This window comes from Pseudomonas zeae (genome assembly GCF_014268485.2).
GTDB lineage: Bacteria > Pseudomonadota > Gammaproteobacteria > Pseudomonadales > Pseudomonadaceae > Aquipseudomonas > Aquipseudomonas neuropathica.
In genome coordinates, this window is sequence record NZ_CP077090.1 from 417,235 (window position 1) to 437,479 (window position 20,245).

18 protein-coding genes are annotated in these 20,245 nt (G+C 60.0%); 16 read left to right on the forward strand and 2 right to left on the reverse strand.

The genetic code is table 11. The features are described 5' to 3' along the window. The first annotated feature begins 38 nt into the window (after positions 1-38). Genes HU754_RS01815 through HU754_RS01830 form a run of 4 tightly spaced genes read left to right on the forward strand, consistent with a single transcriptional unit; the run spans position 39 to position 3,898 of the window. Positions 39-1,556 (forward strand): TolC family protein, encoded by a 1,518-nt coding sequence (locus HU754_RS01815; protein WP_186620842.1) that lies wholly within the window; start codon positions 39-41, stop codon positions 1,554-1,556. Beyond that, on the forward strand, positions 1,540-2,145 hold the full coding sequence (gene cysC, locus HU754_RS01820; RefSeq protein ID WP_186620840.1) for an adenylyl-sulfate kinase: 606 nt from the start codon (positions 1,540-1,542) through the stop codon (positions 2,143-2,145). The genes HU754_RS01815 and cysC overlap by 17 nt, the downstream gene beginning before the upstream one ends. After that, positions 2,142-2,927: an aspartyl/asparaginyl beta-hydroxylase domain-containing protein gene (locus tag HU754_RS01825; protein ID WP_186620873.1), complete on the forward strand. Its 786-nt coding sequence runs from the start codon at positions 2,142-2,144 to the stop codon at positions 2,925-2,927. Before cysC ends, HU754_RS01825 begins: the two co-directional genes overlap by 4 nt. After that, positions 2,915-3,898 carry a sulfotransferase family protein gene (locus HU754_RS01830; RefSeq protein WP_099757669.1) on the forward strand — a complete coding sequence of 328 codons (984 nt, stop codon included), beginning with the start codon at positions 2,915-2,917 and terminating at the stop codon, positions 3,896-3,898. Before HU754_RS01825 ends, HU754_RS01830 begins: the two co-directional genes overlap by 13 nt. Before the next feature lie 40 nt (positions 3,899-3,938). Here the strand turns inward: HU754_RS01830 and HU754_RS01835 are convergent, their stop codons facing one another. Together HU754_RS01835 and HU754_RS01840 are read right to left on the reverse strand one after the other, a co-directional pair. After that, on the reverse strand, positions 3,939-4,697 hold the full coding sequence (locus tag HU754_RS01835) for a slipin family protein (RefSeq protein ID WP_007917711.1): 759 nt from the start codon (positions 4,695-4,697) through the stop codon (positions 3,939-3,941). Between the two features lie 2 nt (positions 4,698-4,699). After that, positions 4,700-5,251 (reverse strand): NfeD family protein, encoded by a 552-nt coding sequence (locus HU754_RS01840; protein ID WP_186620838.1) that lies wholly within the window; start codon positions 5,249-5,251, stop codon positions 4,700-4,702. 153 nt (positions 5,252-5,404) lie between these two features. On the opposite strand from HU754_RS01840, the gene HU754_RS01845 reads away from it, so the two are divergent. From HU754_RS01845 to pgaB, 12 genes are all read left to right on the forward strand, one after another. After that, positions 5,405-5,866, forward strand: coding sequence for an aminoacyl-tRNA deacylase (locus HU754_RS01845; RefSeq protein ID WP_186620836.1), 462 nt, complete (start codon positions 5,405-5,407; stop codon positions 5,864-5,866). Between the two features lie 128 nt (positions 5,867-5,994). After that, on the forward strand, positions 5,995-6,240 hold the full coding sequence (locus tag HU754_RS01850; RefSeq protein WP_186620834.1) for a DUF2789 domain-containing protein: 246 nt from the start codon (positions 5,995-5,997) through the stop codon (positions 6,238-6,240). 100 nt (positions 6,241-6,340) lie between these two features. Beyond that, a complete protein-coding gene (locus tag HU754_RS01855; protein WP_175559669.1) occupies positions 6,341-7,816 on the forward strand; it encodes a Fic family protein in 1,476 nt (491 codons plus the stop codon). A 117-nt stretch (positions 7,817-7,933) separates the two neighbouring features. Continuing rightward, the gene (locus HU754_RS01860; protein WP_127925375.1) at positions 7,934-8,362 is read left to right on the forward strand and encodes a MarR family winged helix-turn-helix transcriptional regulator; all 429 of its coding nucleotides are present in this window, start codon (positions 7,934-7,936) and stop codon (positions 8,360-8,362) included. Then, positions 8,359-10,422 carry an FUSC family protein gene (locus tag HU754_RS01865; protein WP_093440313.1) on the forward strand — a complete coding sequence of 688 codons (2,064 nt, stop codon included), beginning with the start codon at positions 8,359-8,361 and terminating at the stop codon, positions 10,420-10,422. Before HU754_RS01860 ends, HU754_RS01865 begins: the two co-directional genes overlap by 4 nt. Continuing rightward, positions 10,419-10,628, forward strand: a complete 210-nt coding sequence (locus tag HU754_RS01870) for a DUF1656 domain-containing protein (protein WP_034151805.1) — start codon at positions 10,419-10,421, stop codon at positions 10,626-10,628. Before HU754_RS01865 ends, HU754_RS01870 begins: the two co-directional genes overlap by 4 nt. Continuing rightward, positions 10,625-11,527, forward strand: a complete 903-nt coding sequence (locus HU754_RS01875) for an efflux RND transporter periplasmic adaptor subunit (protein ID WP_034151806.1) — start codon at positions 10,625-10,627, stop codon at positions 11,525-11,527. The genes HU754_RS01870 and HU754_RS01875 overlap by 4 nt, the downstream gene beginning before the upstream one ends. Beyond that, positions 11,524-12,966 (forward strand): efflux transporter outer membrane subunit, encoded by a 1,443-nt coding sequence (locus tag HU754_RS01880; RefSeq protein ID WP_099757675.1) that lies wholly within the window; start codon positions 11,524-11,526, stop codon positions 12,964-12,966. Before HU754_RS01875 ends, HU754_RS01880 begins: the two co-directional genes overlap by 4 nt. 93 nt (positions 12,967-13,059) lie before the next feature. Then, positions 13,060-13,695, forward strand: coding sequence for an NADH:ubiquinone oxidoreductase subunit N (locus HU754_RS01885; protein WP_099757676.1), 636 nt, complete (start codon positions 13,060-13,062; stop codon positions 13,693-13,695). A 303-nt stretch (positions 13,696-13,998) separates the two neighbouring features. After that, positions 13,999-15,504: a YdgA family protein gene (locus HU754_RS01890; RefSeq protein ID WP_186620832.1), complete on the forward strand. Its 1,506-nt coding sequence runs from the start codon at positions 13,999-14,001 to the stop codon at positions 15,502-15,504. 249 nt (positions 15,505-15,753) lie between these two features. Next, positions 15,754-18,234 (forward strand): poly-beta-1,6 N-acetyl-D-glucosamine export porin PgaA, encoded by a 2,481-nt coding sequence (pgaA, locus tag HU754_RS01895; protein ID WP_186620830.1) that lies wholly within the window; start codon positions 15,754-15,756, stop codon positions 18,232-18,234. 12 nt (positions 18,235-18,246) lie between these two features. Continuing rightward, complete coding sequence (gene pgaB / locus HU754_RS01900; RefSeq protein ID WP_186620827.1) at positions 18,247-20,244, forward strand: poly-beta-1,6-N-acetyl-D-glucosamine N-deacetylase PgaB; 1,998 nt, start codon at positions 18,247-18,249, stop codon at positions 20,242-20,244. The last annotated feature ends 1 nt before the right edge of the window (position 20,245 follow it).

A 20,245-nucleotide genomic window follows, 5' to 3' on the forward strand; every position in this document is an offset into this window, starting at 1 on the left:
TTACTCAACACTGTGCGGGACCTAGGGGCGATCCAGGGATGAAGAGAAGTCAGAAGTTGTTCGGCGCCAGCCTGCTGGCGCTGGCGATCAGCGGATGTGCAGTGACCAGTGAACCGATTGAGCGCAGCGTCAGTGAACAGCGTGCCAAAAGCGATCTGCAAGGCATGTACAAGGATCAGGAACCGTTGCGCGGTCCGTTGACCTTGCACCAGGCCATGGCCCGCGCCGTGAAGTACAACCTCGAAGGCCGCTTGAAGATCATGGAGGAAGCGCTGGCCAAGCGGCAGCTCGACCTCGCCAGTTTCGACATGCTGCCGCGCATGGCGCTGGACGCTGGCTACGTCGGGCGCAACAACGTCAACGCCTCCAGCAGCCAGAGCGTACGCACCGGCACCCAGTCTCTGGAACCGTCGACCTCGCAAGATCGTGACCGCGAAGTCGCCGACCTGACCATGGTCTGGAACGTCCTCGACTTCGGCGTCAGCTACATCAGCGCCAAGCAGCAGGGCGATCAGCGCCTGATCGTCCAGGAACGGCGCCGCAAGGTGATCAACACCATCGTTCAGGACGTGCGCTCGGCCTATTGGCGGGCGATGGCCGCTGAACGTCTGCTCAAGCAGATCGACAGCCTGATGGCACGAGTGCAGACCGCCCGCGACAACAGTCAGACCCTGAGCGATCAACGCATTGGAGATCCGGTGCAGTCGCTCGGTTACCAGCGCTCGCTGATCGAAGCGACCCGGCAACTGGAGGAACAACGCCGCGCCTTGTCGCTGGCGAAAACCGAACTGGCGACGCTGATCAACTTGCCGCTGGGCACCCCTTTAACTTTGGCCACCGATGACGGTTATCAGATTCCCGAACTCAAGGTCGATCTGGCCAAACTCGAACAGGAAGCCCTGACCAGCCGCCCGGAACTGCGCGAGCAGGATTACCAGACGCGCATCAGCGCCGCAGAAACCCGCAAGGCCATGCTGCGCTTGCTGCCGGGCCTGGAGTTTTCTGCTGGCGGGCATTACGACAGCAACTCCTTCCTTGTCGAGCAGGGCTGGGCCGACTATGGCGTGAAAGTCACCTGGAACCTGTTCAACGTGATCTCCGCTCCGGCGGCGATCAACGTCGCCAAGGCCGGCGAAGAAGTCGCCACTGCGCGGCGACAAGCAATGTCGATAGCGGTGCTCGCGCAACTGTATGTGGCGAATGCCAACTATCAAGAAGCCATGCGCCAGTTCAAGACCAACCAACAGTTGTCGGACATCGACGGGCAAATCGTCGGTCAATTGCGTAACCGTCATCAGGCGGCCGGGATTGGTGAACTGGAACTGATTCAAGGCGAGCTGAACAACCTGCAAGCAGACCTGCGTCGCGATCTGTCGTACGCCGATTTACGCAATGCCTACGGCCAGATCTTCGCCAGTGCCGGCCTCGATCCGTTGCCGGATCAGGTGCAGTCGACCGAAGTGCAGTCGATCGCCACCGCGCTGGCCAACCGCGAGTCGGCGTGGGCGTCGGGGGATATTTCGGTGCCGGTGGTGGCGCATGCCCCAGCGCAGTGACGTGCTGGCGCCGAGCGCCAGCATCAGCCGCACCCAACGCGAGGTTCGTAATGGGCATCGCGGTGCAGCGATTCTGTTGACCGGTTTGCCGGCGGCGGGCAAGTCGACACTTGCCCAGGCGCTGCACGCCGAGTTGTTCGGGCGAGGTTTGCAAAGCGTGGTACTGGATGGCGACGGTTTGCGCATCGGGCTCAATCGGGATCTGCGATTCACCGACGCTGATCGCCAGGAAAATATTCGTCGCGCCAGCGAGCTCGCCGCGTTGCTGGTGGAAAACGGGCAAATCGTGATTTTGGCGATGATTGCGCCACTGGCCGAACTGCGTGAGGTGTTTGCGCAACGCTTGGGGGACGACTATCGCGAAGTCTGGTGCAGCGCTTCGCTGGCGGTGTGCGAGCAGCGTGATCCGAAAGGGCATTACGCCCGTGCGCGACGCGGTGACCTCGCTGGATTTACCGGAGTGTCGGCACCGTATGAGCCGCCAACGCAGGCGTCGCTGGTGCTCGACACCGGTGCGCAAACGGTCGAAGCCTGCCTTGATCGATTGCTGACCTGGCTCGGCGAGTGCGCGGTGTTGCCCAGGACATGAGCCGGCCGGCGTTCTCGCGTTTGCCGGTGACGGTGGATTTGCCGCTGTTGCTGCAAGCGCTGGCGGCGATTGCCGACGACGCCTGGCGCAGTCACTTCAACACCGAGTATTTCTCGGGTGACTGGAGTGGCGTCGCGCTGATTTCGGCAGCCGATGCGTTGACCGAACTGTCGCCCGGTCGCGGTGAGCCGTTGCTACGCGAACCGTGGTTGCGTGATGAGCGCTGGCGCCACGGCTTGCGCAATCTGTCGCTGAATATCGTCAGCGCTCGACTGCTGCGCCTGGGCCCTGGCGCGCGCATTCACGAACATCGCGATTACGATCTGAATGGCCCGGACGCCGATCGCCGTTTGCACATTCCGTTGCTCAGTCCGCCCAATGTCGACTTCTGGCTCGACGGCCAACGCGTGCCGATGGCTGCTGGGGAATGCTGGTTTCTCGATCTCGCCCGTCCGCACCGAGTGGATAACCGCGATACCTCTGCGCGTATTCATCTGGTCATCGATTGCAAACCCGATGCCTGGCTTGAACAGATGATCGTCGAAGGATTGCCCGACACACCAGCGCCGGGTTTGGCCGATACCGACTTGCAGCGCTTTCAAAGGCTGGTGACTGAGGATGGCTCGCTGTCACTGGTCTTGCGCACGCTGCATGACCCTGAGGTATTTATCGCTCGAACGCTGGAACTCGCGACGGAACGCGGCTTGGTATTTTCTCGCGAAGAACTGCGTACCGCGATGCGCAATGGTCGGCGGCAATGGAACGAACAATGGAGCTGTTGAGTTTCGACGGTTGGCTGCCCATTCGTGTCTGGCCGGTCGACGGGCAGTGGCGGGTCGATTGGTGCTGGTTCGGTGAGACACCGCTGCATCAGCCGTTTTTCCGTGAGGCGGTGGACGATGCACTGCGGCTGCCCTTCAATCAGGCGTTTCGACGGCAGACGCCGCTGTCGGCGCTGACCGAATGGCAAGCGCAAAGCCCCGGCCTCGCACCAAGCGCTTTTATTCTGCACGCCTCGCGCTGTGGCTCGACGTTGATCAGTCAGATGCTCGCGCAACTCGACGATCACATCGTTGTGTCCGAACCGCCACCGCTAGACGCACTGTTGCGCAACGAATTGCCTGCCATCGAACGCCGGGCGGTGATCACTGGATTGCTCTCGGCTTATGGTCAGCGCCGGCGCGGTATTGAACAGCGTTTAGTGATCAAACTCGACGCTTGGAATATCGGTGAATGGCCGCTGCTGCAGGACTGTTTCGCAGATACGCCGTGGCTGTTTCTCTATCGCGATCCTTTGGAAATTGCCGTTTCTCATCTGCGCCGGCCGGGGATGCACATGGTGCCGGGGATGCTCGGTGATTGCGTATTGGAGGATGGTTTGCCGTTTGAAGGACGTGAAGATTTTATCGCGCGGCGTTTGGGGCGCTTGCTTGAAGCAGGGTGGCTGCATTGCCGTGATTCCGGCGGTTTGGCGGTGAATTACAGTGAGTTGCCTGATGCGATGGCAGGGCGTTTGGCGCGGTTCTTTCGATTGAATGATGTGCAGCGTCAGCAGGTGTTTGCCGCTGCCGCGCAGCATGCGAAACAGCCTTCGCAAGTGTTTGTTGCCGATGGTGAAGACAAGCGCCGCGAGGCTTCGGCGCTGTTGCAGGAACGTGTGCGCACTTTTGCGCTAGCACCATTTGAAGCCCTGGAAGAATTGCGCGGCATTCAAAAGATCGCAGCCTTCGGCAGCTCCTGCATTGAAATGTGATCCCCTGTAGGAGCTGCCGCAGGCTGCGATCTTTTGCTCTTCAGGACTTGCCGGACAAATCCGCCATGCCCTTGAGCAATTCGATCGGCAACGGAAAGACAATCGTCGAACTCTTGTCCCCGGCAATCGAACTCAAGGTCTGCATATAGCGCAACTGCATTGCCCCAGGCTGGCGACCGAGCATTTCCGCTGCCTGCATGAGTTTTTCCGAGGCCTGCAATTCGCCTTCGGCGTGAATCACCTTGGCCCGACGTTCGCGTTCGGCTTCTGCCTGTTTGGCGATGGCGCGGACCATCGATTCGTTGAGATCGACATGCTTGATCTCGACGTTGGCGACCTTGATCCCCCAGGCATCGGTCTGCGCATCGAGCACCTGCTGAATGTCGATGTTCAACTGCTCGCGCTCGGCCAGCAGCTCATCCAGTTCATGCTTGCCAAGCACCGCGCGCAGGGTGGTTTGCGCCAGTTGGCTGGTGGCAGAAAGATAATCCTCAACCTGAATAATCGCCTTCTGCGGATCGAGCACGCGGAAATACAGCACGGCGTTGACCTTGACCGAGACGTTGTCGCGGGTGATCACGTCCTGCGGCGGCACGTCGAGGACGACCGTGCGCAGGTCGACCCTGACCATTTGCTGGACCACCGGGATCAGCAGGATCAGACCGGGGCCTTTGACCTGCCAAAAGCGGCCGAGCTGAAACACCACGCCCCGTTCGTATTCGCGCAGGATGCGAAACGTCGAGCCGGCCAGGGCAATGACCAGTAACAGCAGCGCAACAAAACCAATTTGCAAACCCATGATCACTCTCCGAGCGGTGCCGCGTCAGTCGCGGCCACTTGCAGCAACAATCCCTTGCGCGCCACCACGCGCACCGGTTGCCCGGTGTGCAGCGGTGTGGCACTGAGCACTTGCCAGCGTTCACCTTGCAGTTGCACCCAGCCGTTACGGGCATCGCCCGGTTGCACCGTGGTGATCGCGGTCACACTGCCGAGCAGGCCGGCGTCGCCACTGACGGCATGGCGCGGGCGGGTTTTCAGGGCACGGATCAGCAGCGCGAGCAACAGCAGGGCGCTGATCAGACCGAGGCCGATCATCATCGGTGCCGGCAATTCGGCGTTGCTCAGAATCAGCGCGCCGATGACGAACATGATGATTCCGGCCAAGCCGATCACCCCGTAATTGGGCAGCGCCGCTTCGGCGATCAGAAAGACGATGCCCAAGGTAATCAGCCACAAACCGGCCGGACTCATGGCCGGTAACTGGCTGTCGGCAGCCAGGGCTGATCCGCTGATCATCAGGAGCAAGGCAAACGCACAACATCGGCTGTTCACGTGACCCTCCGCGAGCGTCATGTCTGGTTCTTACAGTCTAGTTGAGGGTTGTCCTGTATGAATTTTGATCAATGTGCAGATATGTCCGGTGAGCGGATTTCCCTGCGCCAGACACCCGCCGAACTAGACTCAAAGACACGGCAATCACCGTTCAGCGCAACACCGAGGTGCATCATGCGTATGGCAAGAAAGGTGCAGAGCAGCCTGAACCGGGCGCACTGCGAATACGACATCGTCGCCCATCGACACTCGTCCAGCAGCCTGGAAACCGCACGGGTCGCCGGGGTACCCGCCGAGCGCGTGGCCAAATCGATCATCCTTGACGACCACCACGGGCATTACCTGATGGCCGTATTGCCGGCCAGTCGTCACCTGGACCTGAGCAAGGTACGCACCAGCGGCGAATGGCAACTGACTCGCGAAAGCAATCTGGCGCACATCTTCGACGACTGCGAACGCGGCGCGGTACCGCCGCTGGGTGGCTCCTATGGCCTGGCCATGGTCATCGACCCGTTGCTGACGCGGCAGAAGGACATTTATCTGGAGGCGGGCAACCACAACTATCTGCTGCACATGAGCATGCCGGAGTTTCTGAAAATGGTGCCGCATGCCGAGGTGCGGGAGTTGAGTGATTAGGTGTTGCGGCGCTTGCACTGACGCCTTCGCGAGCAGGCTCGCTCCCACAGGTTGAACGCATTCCCCTGTGGGAGCGAGCCTGCTCGCGAATAATCTTCCACACACCCCGTTTTTGAAGGAACTCAGCAATGGAGCAACCAACCCACACTCTCCCATCCCTGTTCAAACAACTCGGCCTGGACAACGATCCGACCAGCATTGACCAATTCATTGCTACCCATTCCCCGCTCAAACCCGAGCTGCATTTGGCTGACGCGTTTTTCTGGTCGAAGAGTCAGTCGCAGTTTTTACGGGACGAGATTCTGGATGACGCCGACTGGGCGGAGGTGGTGGATCAGTTGGATGTGTTGTTGAGAAAGGGCAGAAGTGTGTAAAAAAAATTGTAGGAAAAGGCTGAAATGTAAAAAAAACATGCGCGATGTAAAAAAAACTGGGCTTTAATCGTCGCAGTGAATTTTTATGTGGACGATGACGATGCCAACTGTTGGATATGCCCACCTGCGTGATGCGCTGAAGCTTAATGCATTTGCCCCCAAGCGCATTGCGATGATCAAACCGGTTACCCGGATTACCTTGATCGGTGAGTGTCTAGCGGTTCCAAACGGCGTCGCGCCGGCACAGGGTTCGACACTTGAGCACATCTTGTTTGCTCTGAAGCATGAGGGAATAAACCTGTGCATTCTTGCTCAGGCGCTTGAAACCGTTGAAGCGGACGAGTTGCTAGGTGAGTTGAGCCGATCACCTAACGGGGTATTTATCCGCAAGGCCTGTTTTCTTTGGGAAAGTTTCACGGGCAAACAGCTGGAATATTCCGTACCGGTTCGGGGCAACGTTGTCGCTTTGTTTGATCCCAAGCGTTATGTCACCGGGCCTGCAATTCGAAATAGTCGTTGGCGGGTAGATTTTAACGGGTTGGGGTCAATGCGTTACTGCGCCACAGTCGAGCGTACGACGGAGCTGCAGGCGCTGCTTGATCTGGACATCCTTGGTCGAGCCCAGGCTTTTATGGCGACGTTGCCGCCGGAAATGATGGATCGGGCAATCAATTGGGCCTATCTGCATGAGACCCGCGATTCTTTCGCCATTGAGAAAGAAGAGCCCAACGAAGAAAAGTCGCGCCGTTTTGTTCGGCTTCTGCGCCAAGCCCATGAGCGAACAGAGTTGAGCGAAGACTATTTGGTCGAGTTGCAGAACAGTACGGTTTCCAATCCTTTCGATAAAGCTGTGCTTTTCCGTCATGAACAGAACCATTTACACAACGGCTTGAGAGGCGCAGCTGGCGTCAGCTATGTCCCGCCTCCGCCGCAATTGTGCAGGGAGTTGATGGACGAGTTGATGAGTTTTGCCAATCACTCAGCCAAGCAGGTTGATCCGTTGATAGCTGCAGCGGTTGTGGCTTTCGGGTTTGTCTTTCTTCACCCGTTCATGGATGGCAATGGTCGACTTTCACGTTTCCTGATTCACCAGACGCTTTGCCACTCTGACGCTCTAAAAAATGGTTTGTTGTTACCGGTTTCCGTAGCGATGAAACACGAAGAGTCTGGCTATCTCGAAGCGTTAAAGGAGTTCTCGAAACCAGCAAGAGAGTTCTGGAATGTCACTTGGCTGGACGCTGATCAGATGGCTTTCGATTTTATTGGGCACGACTCAATCTATCGATTCTGGGACGGGACTCAATGTGCAGAATTTACCTTGCAGATGGCCTTGCGAGCATTGGAAGTGGAGCTGCGCGAGGAGACCGAGTTTCTTGAAAAATACGACTACGTCATCAAAGAGGTGAATGGGCGTTTTGACGTACGGGGGAGCGACCTCTCGAAACTGGTAATGATGTGTCTGGATAACGGTAACAAAGTTTCAAAGCATCGACGTAAGCAGTTCCAGTTCAGCGTGCCGGAGGAGGTTTTCGATTTCATTGAGCAGATAGCGGGTGATTTCGATTCGGTAGGCTAACCCTGAACAGGCAATTTGTTTCAAAACTTGACTGAAATTCCCCTCCAATGCGATATTGATAGTTAGCAAACTAACAGTGTGCATTTCCTCGTGCCGAACGAACTCGACGCTCTCCAGATGAACATCAGCAGTGCCATGGTGGTGGCCGCCAGGCATTGGCGGAAGATCTGCCAGACCACGCTGGTCAACTACGGAATCTCCGAAGCCTGCGCCGTGCCGCTGTTGATGATCGGCCGCTTGGGCGAGGGCGTGCGCCAGGTGCAAGTGGCGCAGGCCGCCGGGATGGAGAGTCCGTCGCTGGTGCGTCTGCTCGATCAGTTGTGTCATTCCGGCTACGTCTGCCGCACCGAAGATGCCCAGGATCGCCGGGCCAAATGCCTGAGCCTGACCGACACCGGTCGTGAACTGGTGCAAGCGGTGGAGATCGAACTGGTGCGCTTGCGTCACGAGGTGCTCGAAGGCATCGAGCAAAGCGATCTGGAAGCTACGCTTCGGGTACTCAGAGCTTTTGAGGCGGCCAGTCCGCCTTTGGTGGTCAATTCTTGAACGGTTTTTTCTCCGGCATTCCGCCGGCCCGTGACTGGTTCTACGGGGTCCGTACGTTTGCAGCGTCGATGATCGCGCTGTACATCGCCTTGCTCATGCAAATGCCGCGTCCGTATTGGGCGATGGCCACGGTGTATATCGTCTCCAGCCCGTTTCTCGGGCCGACCAGTTCCAAGGCCTTGTACCGTGCCATCGGGACTTTTCTCGGTGCCGCGGCGGCGGTTTTTTTCGTGCCGATGTTCGTGCAGAGTCCGTTTGTGCTGGTGGTGGTCATCGCGCTGTGGACGGGTATTTTGCTGTTCCTGTCCCTGCAACTGCGCACGGCCAACAACTATGCATTGATGCTCGCCGGTTACACCCTGCCGCTGATTGCCTTGCCGGTGGTGGATAACCCGCTGGCGGTGTGGGACGTAGCAGAGGCGCGCACCGAAGAGATTTTCCTCGGCATCGCCGTTGCCGCCGTGGTCGGCGCGATGTTCTGGCCGCGTCGTCTGGCGCCGGTGTTCAACGATGCCGTGAGCAAGTGGTTCGCCGACGCAACGACCTACAGCCTGAAATTCCTCAGCCGCGACGTGCAGCCCGAAGAAGTCACTGCGCTGCGCATGGCCATGGTTGCCAACTTCAACAGCCTCGAATTAATGATTGGCCAGTTGCCTCACGAAGGTGCGCGACCGCAAACCGTGCGCAACACCAAAGAATTGCGCGGGCGGATGATTCATCTATTACCGGTGATTGATGCGCTGGAAGATTCGCTCTACGCCCTCGAACGGCGCACGCCGGAACTGGTGGAAAAATTCGCACCGCTGCTTACCGCGACCCGTGAATGGCTCGGTCACCCGGACGCCGATCTCGACCGTTGGCAAACGCTGAAAGATCAGCTCGAAGCCCTGCAGCCGAGCGTCGAGGCGCTTGAGGATCGTAGGCAATTGCTGTTCTCAAATTCGATTTATCGTCTCGGCGAATTCATCGATCTGTGGCAAGACTGCCGCAGTCTGCAGGACGCGATTCTTTGCGAACGCCAGGACAGCTGGCGCGCGGTGTATCGCCACTGGCGACTGGGTCGACTGACACCGTTTATTGATCGTGGACTGATGCTCTACTCGGTGGCCTCGACCGTTCTGGCGATCATCACCGCCTCGGTGCTGTGGATTCTGCTCGGCTGGCCGGACGGCGGCAGCGCGGTGATTCTCGCCGCGGTGGCCTGTAGCTTTTTCGCCTCGATGGACGACCCGGCACCGCAGATTTACCGGTTCTTTTTCTGGACCGGGATGTCGGTGCTGTTCGCCAGCCTTTATCTGTTTCTGATTCTGCCCAACCTGCATGACTTCCCGATGCTGGTGCTGGCGTTTTCCATCCCGTTCATCTGCGTCGGCACGTTGACGGTACAGCCGCGGTTCTTCCTCGGCATGCTGCTGACGCTGGTTAACACCTCGTCGTTCATCAGCATTCAGGGCGCTTACGATGCGGATTTTTTCGCCTTCGTGAACTCCAACCTCGCTGGACCGATCGGCCTGCTTTTCGCTTTCATCTGGACGCTGGTCGCACGCCCGTTCGGCGCCGAACTGGCAGCCAAACGCCTGACCCGTTTCAGCTGGAAAGACATCGTCCACATGACCGAGCCGGCCAACCTTGCCGAACACCGCAAATTGGGCGTGCAGTTGCTCGATCGACTGATGCAGCACCTGCCGCGTCTGGCCCTCACCGGCCAAGACACCGGCATCGCCATGCGCGAAGTCCGCGTCGGCCTGAACCTGCTCGATTTACTCGCCTATACCCCACGGGTGACGGGCGCGCCGAACGCGCTGTTGCAGCAAGTGGTCAGTGAAGTCGGCGAGTATTTCCGCGCTTGTCTCAAGGCTGGCGAACGCTTGCCGGCGCCAGCGCCATTGTTGATGACCCTCGATCGCACTCGTCGCGCACTCAATGGCCAGGGCGACGATGAAACCCGTCTGAACCTGTTGCATGCCTTGAGCGGTTTGCGTCTGGCGTTGTTGCCCGGCGTCGAATTCGTCGCCAGTGCCGACTCCGAAGAACCGCTGCCCGATGGAGCGCCCCTATGATCGGTGATCTGGACATCAGCGGCATTTTCCTGCCGACCCTTCTGGTGTTGATGGGCATTACTTATGTGCTGTTTTTGTTGGTGCATGGCGTACTTCAGCGCGTGCACTTTTACCGTCTGGTCTGGCACCGGGCATTGTTCAACGTGGCTCTCTACGCGGTACTGCTGTACGGCGTGGACTCACTCAGTCGATACCTGATGACATGAAAAAACCGTTTTTGACCATCGGTCGCGTGGTACTGACCCTGCTGATCGTGACTTTTGCCGTTGTCCTCGTCTGGCGCATGGTGATGTATTACATGTTCGCGCCGTGGACCCGTGACGGCCACATTCGCGCCGACATCATCCAGATCGCCCCGGACGTTTCCGGGTTGATCCAGCAGGTTGAAGTGAAAGACAACCAGTTGATCAAGCGTGGCCAGGTGCTGTTCAGCATCGACCAGGATCGCTTCAAACTGGCCCTGCGTCAGGCCAAGGCGGCCGTCGCTGATCGCGAAGAAACCCTCGCTCAAGCCCAGCGCGAGGCCAAGCGTAACCGTGGCCTCGGTAACCTGGTGCCGGCCGAGCAACTGGAAGAAAGCCAGTCGAAGGTCGCCCGCGCGCAATCGGCACTGGCCGAAGCCATGGTCACCGTGGACAGCGCTCAGCTCAACCTCGACCGCTCAGTGATCCGCAGCCCGGTGGACGGCTACGTCAACGACCGTGCGCCGCGTCCGCAGGAATTCGTTACCGCCGGGCGTCCGGTGTTGTCGGTGGTCGACAGCAACTCGTTCCACATCGACGGCTATTTCGAAGAGACCAAACTCGACGGCATCCATGTCGGCCAGTCGGTGGATATCCGTGTGATCGGTGACCGCGCCAAACTGCGCGGGCATGTCGAAAGCATCGTCGCCGGTATCGAAGACCGCGACCGCACCAGCGGCAGCAACCTGTTGCCGAACGTCAACCCGGCGTTCAGCTGGGTGCGACTGGCGCAGCGGATTCCGGTGCGGATTGCCTTTGATGACGTGCCGGCAGATTTCCGCATGATCGCCGGGCGCACTGCCACCGTTTCGATCATCGAAGACTCAAAGGTCGACGATAAAAAGCAGGAGCCCGCGCAATGAGCAGGGCGCTGATGATCGCCGGGTTGGGCGTGATGCTCTCGGCCTGTCAGATGGTCGGGCCGGACTATCAGGTGCCTGAGGATGCAGCGGTGCAGCGCAAGGATTTTCAGGGCGAACTGGCGGTGGCCGGCAAACCGGTAGTTTCGGCGCCGGTGCCGGCGGATTGGTGGCGTCTTTATAAGGATGCGCGGCTGGATCAACTGGTGCAGCAGGCCATGGCTTCCAATACCGATCTGCGCGTAGCGGCGGCGAACCTGCAGCGGGCTCGAGCTCAGGTCGATGAGGCCGAAGCAGCGGGCGGCTGGAGCGCAGGTGTGAAGATGGGTGCGCAGCGTTTGCAAGAGTCTGGTCAGGCATTCTTGCTGCCGGAAAAAGTCCCGGTCGATAACGTCGGCGACATCGGCATCAGCGCTTCTTATCAGTTCGATCTGTGGGGCACTTTGCAACGCGGCATCGAAGGCGCAAAGGCCAATGCCGACGCGACCCAGGCAGCGGCAGACACGGCGCGGATCACCTTGGTGGCAGACGTCGTGCGTGCTTACACCCAAGTCTGCGCGGCCAACGAAGAACGGGAGATCGCCCAGCACTCTCTCGACCTGCAATCGCAAGGCACCACGCTGATTCAACGTCTGCGCGATGCCGGCCGTGGCGACGAAACTCAGGTGACTCGCTCGCAAACCCAATTCAAATCCCTGCGCGCCGAACTGCCGCGCTATGAAGCGGCCCGTCAAGCTGGGTTGTACCGTCTGTCGATGCTGCTGGCCAAACCGGTCGATCAATTGCCGGCCGGCACCGCCACCTGCGCCGAACTGCCGAAAATCGCCCAACTGGTGCCGGTCGGCGATGGCGCTGCGCTGCTCAAACGTCGCCCAGACATACGTCAGGCCGAACGTCGTCTGGCCGCTTCGACCGCCGGCATCGGCGTCGCCACTGGCGAGTTGTATCCGGACATCAGTATCGGCGCGACCATCGGCACTGTTGGTCTCATCGATGACTTGGGTGATCCGTCGACCAACCGCTGGGGTTTCGGCCCATCGCTGAGCTGGAAAGTGCCGACCAACGGCGCTCGTGCGCGAATCCGCGAGGCAGAAGCGGCGACCCAAGGCGCACTGGCGCACTTCGACGGCGTGGTGCTCAACGCCATTCGCGAAACCCAGACCGGTCTGGCTCAGTACAGCGCCTTGCTGCAACGCCGCGATGCGCTGGCCGATGCCGAGCAGTCAGCGAAACTGGCCGCCGACCAGACCCACCGCTTCTTCCAGGCCGGCCGCGAGTCGTTCCTCGCCGACCTGCAAGCAACGCGCACCTACACCGATGTCACCGCGCAACTGGCCGCCGCCAACACCCAGGTCGCCATGAGTCAGATCGATTTGTTCCTCGCCTTGGGCGGCGGTTGGGAAAGCGGACGAACGCACGCTGCAAGCCCCAGCAAACCCTGAGGCCGTTGCTATGCTTTGAAGTGTTGGAAGGGCGCCCCGAGCAAGGCGCCTTTTCAGCGCACATTGCTAGCGCTGGTCTAGGGGAAACCAATAATGAAAAACCCTTACGCTCTCGGCTTCTGGTGCGCCCTCGCAGCGCTGGTGCTGCTCTCGGCCACCTATTTCTACGGCATCATGCTGGCCCATCAGATCGACAAGGCCATGGTTTTCCTCGACAGCGCCGTCGCGCTGATTGCGGTCATGGCCATCGTCGTGGTCGCCTGGGCGTCGGTTCAGGTGCAGCGCGTGAAGAAGCGGCAGCTTGAACAGGGCAAGACCCTGGTGCTGATCTGGGACACCAAAGTCGCCCTGCGCCGGGTCGAAACCGTGTTCGACCGGTATTTCTGGGGCAGTTACTGGCAGCCGGGGCGGACCTTCGCCGAAGTCATGGGCGAACTCACCGGCACGCCGTTGGAAAAGAGCCTCGAAGCGCTGAAAAAGCAGTGCCTGGAACTCGACAAGCAGATCGATGATGAGGGCTGGCATTGGTTGAACAACGCCCGCGAATTGTCCGATGTCGCCACGGCCATGGCCCGCGAGCGCTATCAGTTGGATTTCTGCGACCCGCGCGGCGAGGGGCCGGGCGGGGCGGTGATCGATCGGGACTTTGAAGTGCTGGTCTACACCTGGACCGCGCGGCTCAAAAGCTTTGATCATCAACTGGATGAGATCGAGGTTCAGTATTCCTGATTCTCTGCTGAATCATCTGGCCCCTTCGCGAGCAAGCTCGCTCCCACAGTGGATTTGCGTTGAGCACAGATCCATTGTGGGAGCGAGCTTGCTCGCGAAGGCGGACTGAAAAACAGCGAAACTCTCACTGCCCACCCACTGTCCACTCTCCCCATAGACACTCTTTAACCTTTAAACATTGGGCCAGCTCACGCGCCCGGTGCTAATCTCCACCGCTGAATTCAGCGCAGTCGAGCCGCGACCCGGTCACGGGTTCAGGGAAGACGACCACACTCACAGCCACGGAAATCGATCAGGTCATTCATGAATAAATCAGCAGGCGTGCTTCTCGGAATTGTTGTTGCCATCGGCGCGATCAGCGCGGGCGGGGCCTGGTACACCGGGACCAAGATCGAAGGCGTGTTGAACAACGCCGTCAGCAATGCCAACCAAGAGCTGCAAACCGCCATGGCCGGCTCCAACGGCACCGCATCGCTGGAGCTGGTGTCGCTGGAACGCCACACTTTCACCAGTACCGCGCACTATCGCCTCAAGGGTGAAGGCGAGATGTTTGGCGACAAGCCGGTCGAACTGTTGTTTGTCGACCACATCGAACACGGTCCGCTGCCGTTCTCGCGTCTGGTTTCGCTGAAATGGCTGCCGGTCATGGCCACCAGCAACTACGAACTGGAAAAGAATCCGGCCACCGAGAAATGGTTCGCCGCCACCAAGGGCGCCGCGCCGCTCAAAGGCGTGACCAGCATCGGCTACGACGAGTCCACCACCAGCACTCTCGACCTGCTGCCGTTCGAAACTGCGCTGGATGAGCAATCGAGTCTGAAATTTTCCGGCCTGACCATGAACATCTCCGCTAACGCCAAAGCGCAGAAGGTCAAGGCAGACGGTTACATGGACAACCTGAAGCTGGTCACCGTGGCTGAAGATCAGGCGCCGGTGCAGGTCGAACTCAACGGTCTGACCCTGGCCAGCAACCTCGCCAAAAGCAGCTACGGCTACTACACCGGCGAGAACACCCTGGAGCTGACCAACAGCAAAACCACCTTCGGCACCAAGCAATCGGTGCTCGGTGTGAAGAACTTCGAAATGAAGAACCTCACCGAAGAAAACGGCAGCAATGCCTCGGGTCGTGCTGATTACAAGATTGGCGAAGTCAGCCTCAACGACAAGAAAATCGGCTCGGCCAATATGGCCATGAGCCTGAAAAACCTCGACATCCCGTCGACCATGTCGCTGATGCAGATCTACCAGACCAAATTGCAGCCGTATGAAAAAGCCGCGGCCGAGGCTGCAGCCCAAGGCTTGCCAGCGCCGGAGCTGAACCTCACCGAAGCTGAAAACGCCCAGGTCAAAGCCGACCTGCAGAAATTGCTGGCCGCCGGCCCACAGATTGCGCTGGAAAACCTCTCGTTCAACACCGCCAACGGCGAGAGCAAGGCCAATCTGGTGATCGACCTGACCAAGCCGCAATCGATGGATTTGCCGCCGGATCAACTGGGCAAACAACTGATCGCGTTGCTTGATCTGAATATCCAGGTGTCCAAGCCAATGCTGGTCGATCTGCTCAGCGTGCAAGCGCAACTGGATGGTCAGACTGATGCCAAAGCCATCGTCGATCAGTCCAAAGAAGCGGCTGACATGTTCGCCGGCATGGCGGTCGGTTCGCAGTTGGCCGTCGTCGACGGCAGCAACGTCGTGACCAAGCTGCATTACGCCGCCAATCAGGTCGAATTCAACGGCCAGAAGATGACCGTTGAGCAGTTCGTCGGCTTCCTGATGAGCAAGTTCGCAGGCGTCACGCAAGTGCAGTAATTCTGCGTTCTTAATAGCAGCGCCCGGCCTCTGTATCGCACAGACGCCGGGCGTTTTGCTGTCTGGCGTTCGGGTTTCGGCTGAACCGCCAGCACGATTCTGAACAATTATTGTGTTCTGGATGTTGCTCTACGCTTGCGTGCAAAACTGCCTGACTAAGCTTGGCCGTTGCATGTGCATTGGCGGCCACCGTTACGAATGGGCAAGGAGGGCATTGCGACCCGGCTGGCCATGTAAGGATGCTGACGAATGCCGCGTATTGATGTTCCTGTATTACATCGTGGTTTACGCCCTTTGTTCCGAGTCGCGCTGTGCAGCCAGTTGCTCTGGCCGGCGCTGGCGTTTGCCGACACACCCTACGATCAGATGGTGCGCGACGCTCGCGCCGGGCAGTACACGCCGGCGCTGACGGTTTTGCGTCAGGTGCCACCCGGTCAGTCGACGACCGGGCAGATCAGCGATCACCTGCAAATCGCCAGTTGGGCCGGCCTCGATGCCGAAGTGGTGCAGGTTTATGAAACCCAGGGCCGCGACCGCGTCCTGCCGGTTCAGGCGCTGACCGCCACCGCCCGTGCCTATCGCAACCTCAAGCGCTGGGACCAGGCGACTCAGGTCTACAACAAGGCCCTGGCGCTGGAGCCGGATAACGCCGATCTGCAACTGGGCCTGGCCCTGACCCAGGCTGACGCCGGTAAACCCGACGAAGCGGTGACCAGCGCCAAAGCGCTGGTGGCGGCCAAACCTGATGATCCGTCGCGCCGTCTCGCCTTGGGCTATGCCCTGACCCGTGACAACAAACCTTACGATGCCCTGTTCGAATACGATCAGGCCTTCAAGCGCGCCGGCAGCAAGCCGGAAGTCGCTCGCGAATACGTGGTTGCTCTGCAAAAGGCGCGTTTGCCGGAACCGGCGCTGCGTCTGGCCAATCAGCGTCCGGGGTTGATCGATCCGGTCACGTTGCGTCGCCTCGAAGGTGATCTGGCCGCCGAGCGCGTGCGTCTCGCCGAACTCGCCACCCGCAGCGAAAAAGAACGCTACGTCATCGCCGACCGTGCGCTGGTCGATTACGACAAACTGCTCGCCACCTGGACACCTGACGCCACAGCTCACGACGACGTCATTCGCTGGCGCATCGACCGCATGGGCGCACTCAAGGCCAGGGTACGCACGGCCGACGTCATCACTGAGTACCAGAAGCTGCAAGCCGAAGGTGTGAAGATTCCGACTTACGCCCTGCGCTGGGTAGCGGCGTCGTATCTGGATCAACGTGAACCGGAAATCGCCGCGGACTTGTATCGCCAGGTGCTGTCGGCGCCGGACGCTGATGTCGGTGATCGCCTCGAAGACACCACCGCGCTGTATTACGCATTGCTGGAAAGCGACCGTGCCGATGAAGCGCGCAAAGTCGCCGAGGACGCTGCCAAGTCCCAGCGTCCGCGTGTCGAACTCAAAGGTTTGCCCATCGGCAATCCCAACCATGAATGGATGGACGCCCAGCAGTTGGCCGCGCAGGCCGGGACCTATGGTTCCGACTTGCCCCACAGCGAAGAACGCTTGCAGACGCTGGTCGATCAGGCCCCCGGCAATGTCGGCCTGCGTCTGGCCCAGGCTGACCTGTATCTGGCGCGGCAATGGCCGCGCCGTGCGGAAATCCAGCTCAAGGAAACCGAGAGCATGGTGCCGCGCGGCATGGGCCTGGAAGTCGCGCAGGCGCGCACGGCGATGACGCTGCAGGAATGGCGGCAGATGGATGCGCTGACCGATGACGTGGTCGCGCGTTTCCCTGATAACCGTCAGGTCCAGCGTGCAGCGCGCGAGCGCGAAGTGCATGACATGTCCGAACTGCGCGTTGAAGCCTACGGCGGCAAGGCCAATGGCGGCGGCAGTGGCGATGCCGGAGCCGTCAGCGGCAGCCGCGATTTTGGTATCCAGACCACCCTGTACAGCCCGCCCATTGATGAAGACTGGCGCGTGTTCGCCGGGGCCGGGTATGCCACCGGCGACTTCGCCGAAGGCACCGGGCACCACCGCTTTCAGCGTGTCGGCCTGGAGCGCCGCACTCGTGACATGACCCTTGAAGCCGAGGTGTCCAATCACGATTACGGGTTCGGCGACAAACAGGGCGCGCGTCTGGCGATTGCCCGCGACTTCAATGACCACTGGCAGTACGGCGGCAGCCTCGAATACCTGTCGGCCGAGACGCCATTGCGCGCGCTCAACAGTGACATCAAGGCCAATGGCGGCAGCGGTTTCATTCGCTGGCGTGCCAACGAAAGCCGCGAGTGGCGCCTGTCGGTAAGCCCGTCGCACTTCAGCGACGGCAACAACCGCGTTGAAGCCTTGCTCACTGGCCGCGAGGGCGTCTACAGCGCGCCGAACGTGCAGGTCGACGCCGGTCTGGAAGTCGGTACCAGCCACAACTCCAAGTCCGATGACGTGCCGTACTTCAACCCCAAATCCGACTTCAGCGTGATGCCGCTGGTCAACGTCAATCACGTGCTCTACCACCGCTACGAAACCTCCTGGAGCCAACAATTCCAGGCCGGTGCCGGCACGTACAGCCAGCGTGAGCACGGCACCGGCGGCATGGCCCTGCTCGGTTACGGCCAGCGTTATGCCTGGAACGACGTGTTCGAGGTGGGCGGTTTGTTCAGTGTGATCAACCGGCCTTACGACGGTGATCGGGAGACCGATCTGCGTCTGCTCGTCGACCTCACTTTCCGCTTCTAGAAGAGTTTGAAGATGCCTTTGATTTCGCGTTTCATCCTTCTGCTGGGAGCGCTGCTGGTCAGCGCCTGCGCCCAGCAAGCTCCGGCCTTTGCGCCGCCGTCCGAGCGTCCGCTGGCGGCCAGCGAAAAACCGTGGCCGAAAAATCACGTGCTCGGCATCGCCTATCACGATGTTGAAGACCGCGATCCCGATCAGGCCGTGGTGGCGGTGCGCACCGAGCGCATGATCGAGCAGCTCGCGTGGCTGCGCGAGAACGGCTACAAACCGGTGACGGTCGACCAGATCATGGCCGCGCGCAAGGGCGGCCCGGAGCTGCCGGCGAAAGCGATCCTGCTCAGCTTCGACGACGGCTATTCGAGCTTTTACACCCGCGTGCTGCCGGTGCTGCGTGCCTACAACTGGCACGCCTTGCTGGCCCCGGTCGGCGTCTGGATCGACACGCCGCTCAATCAACCGGTGGATTTTGCCGGTGCGCCGCGTGTGCGTTCCGACTTCCTGACCTGGGAACAGGTGCGCGAAATCTCGCAATCCGGCCTGGTGGAAATTGCCGCGCACACCGACGCGAACCACAAAGGGATCCTGGCCAACCCGCAGGGCAACCTGCAGCCTGCTGCTGCGACCCGGCGTTATGATCCGCTGACCAAACGTTATGAGTCCGAGGCCGATTTCCAGGCGCGGATTCGCACCGACGTGAACAACATCTCGGAAAAAATCCGCAAGGTCACCGGCAAGAAACTACGCGTCTGGGTCTGGCCGTATGGTGCGGCGGATGGCACATCGCTGACCGTGGTCGGCGAGGAGGGCTACGAAATGGCCCTGACGCTGGACGACGGTCTCGACGCCCTTGACAACCTGATGAGCAGTCCGCGCTTCCTGGTTTCCTCCGATCCCGACGGCGAGGTTTTCTCCAATAGCATCGTCGACGTGCAGTCGGATTTCGTCATGCGTGTGGTGCACGTTGATCTGGACAACGTTTACGACCCGGATCCGGCACAACAGGACATCAACCTCGGAAAACTGGTGCAGCGCATGGCCGACATGGGCGCCAACACGGTGTTCCTGCAAGCCTTTGCCGATCCGCAGGGCGATGGTCTGGTGCACTCGCTGTACTTTCCCAACCGTCACTTGCCGGTACGTGCGGATATTTTCGACCGCGTGGCCTGGCAACTGCGTACTCGCGCCAATGTGAAGGTGTTTGCGTGGATGCCGGTGCTGAGTTTCGGCCTTGATGCGAAGCTGCCGCGTGTCACGCGCTGGGATCCGAAAACCGGCACCACCGCAATCGATCCGGATCAGTACCAACGCCTGTCACCGTTCGATCCGGAGGTGCGGCGGATCATCGGCGAAATCTACGAGGACGTGGCGCGGCTGACCTCGGTCGACGGCATCCTCTATCACGACGATGCGATTCTGTCGGACTTCGAGGACGCCGGCCCCGAAGCGTTGAAAGCCTACGTCGCCCACGGTTTGCCAGGTTCAATTGCCGCCCTGCGCGATGATCCGGCGGCCCTGCAGCGATGGACGCGGTTCAAGAGCCGCTACCTGATCGACTTCACCAACGAGCTGACCGCTAAAGTCCGCGCCATTCGGGGCCCGCAGGTGCTGACCGCACGCAATATTTTCGCCGAGCCGATGCTCAATCCCGGCAGCGAAGCCTGGTACGCACAGAACCTCGACGATTTTCTGCAGACCTATGACTGGACCGCGCCGATGGCCATGCCGCTCATGGAAAAACAGACCCAGGCCGAGTCCGGCCCGTGGCTGGAAACCCTGGTGCAAACCGTCAGCAAGCGCCCCGGAGCCCTGAACCGCACGGTGTTCGAATTGCAGGCCCGCGACTGGACGAAAAAGGATCAGGCCGACATCGACGGTGCACATCTGGCGGACTGGATGGGCCGTCTCAAGCGTCAGGGCGCGACCAGTTTCGGTTACTACCCGGACAACTTCCTCGACAACCTGCCGGACCTGAAAACCGTAAGGCCTGCACTCTCCAACAAATGGAATCCATAAC

Excerpts from the sequence above, each read along its gene's own strand:
- HU754_RS01815 (WP_186620842.1), top strand. The coding sequence starts at position 39 with ATGAAGAGAAGTCAGAAGTTGTTCGGCGCCAGCCTGCTGGCGCTGGCG.
- cysC (WP_186620840.1), top strand. The coding sequence starts at position 1,540 with ATGCCCCAGCGCAGTGACGTGCTGGCGCCGAGCGCCAGCATCAGCCGC.
- HU754_RS01825 (WP_186620873.1), top strand. The coding sequence starts at position 2,142 with ATGAGCCGGCCGGCGTTCTCGCGTTTGCCGGTGACGGTGGATTTGCCG.
- HU754_RS01830 (WP_099757669.1), top strand. The coding sequence starts at position 2,915 with ATGGAGCTGTTGAGTTTCGACGGTTGGCTGCCCATTCGTGTCTGGCCG.
- HU754_RS01835 (WP_007917711.1), bottom strand. The coding sequence starts at position 4,697 with ATGGGTTTGCAAATTGGTTTTGTTGCGCTGCTGTTACTGGTCATTGCC.
- HU754_RS01840 (WP_186620838.1), bottom strand. The coding sequence starts at position 5,251 with ATGACGCTCGCGGAGGGTCACGTGAACAGCCGATGTTGTGCGTTTGCC.
- HU754_RS01845 (WP_186620836.1), top strand. The coding sequence starts at position 5,405 with ATGCGTATGGCAAGAAAGGTGCAGAGCAGCCTGAACCGGGCGCACTGC.
- HU754_RS01850 (WP_186620834.1), top strand. The coding sequence starts at position 5,995 with ATGGAGCAACCAACCCACACTCTCCCATCCCTGTTCAAACAACTCGGC.
- HU754_RS01855 (WP_175559669.1), top strand. The coding sequence starts at position 6,341 with ATGCCAACTGTTGGATATGCCCACCTGCGTGATGCGCTGAAGCTTAAT.
- HU754_RS01860 (WP_127925375.1), top strand. The coding sequence starts at position 7,934 with ATGAACATCAGCAGTGCCATGGTGGTGGCCGCCAGGCATTGGCGGAAG.
- HU754_RS01870 (WP_034151805.1), top strand. The coding sequence starts at position 10,419 with ATGATCGGTGATCTGGACATCAGCGGCATTTTCCTGCCGACCCTTCTG.
- HU754_RS01875 (WP_034151806.1), top strand. The coding sequence starts at position 10,625 with ATGAAAAAACCGTTTTTGACCATCGGTCGCGTGGTACTGACCCTGCTG.
- HU754_RS01880 (WP_099757675.1), top strand. The coding sequence starts at position 11,524 with ATGAGCAGGGCGCTGATGATCGCCGGGTTGGGCGTGATGCTCTCGGCC.
- HU754_RS01885 (WP_099757676.1), top strand. The coding sequence starts at position 13,060 with ATGAAAAACCCTTACGCTCTCGGCTTCTGGTGCGCCCTCGCAGCGCTG.
- HU754_RS01890 (WP_186620832.1), top strand. The coding sequence starts at position 13,999 with ATGAATAAATCAGCAGGCGTGCTTCTCGGAATTGTTGTTGCCATCGGC.
- pgaA (WP_186620830.1), top strand. The coding sequence starts at position 15,754 with ATGCCGCGTATTGATGTTCCTGTATTACATCGTGGTTTACGCCCTTTG.
- pgaB (WP_186620827.1), top strand. The coding sequence starts at position 18,247 with ATGCCTTTGATTTCGCGTTTCATCCTTCTGCTGGGAGCGCTGCTGGTC.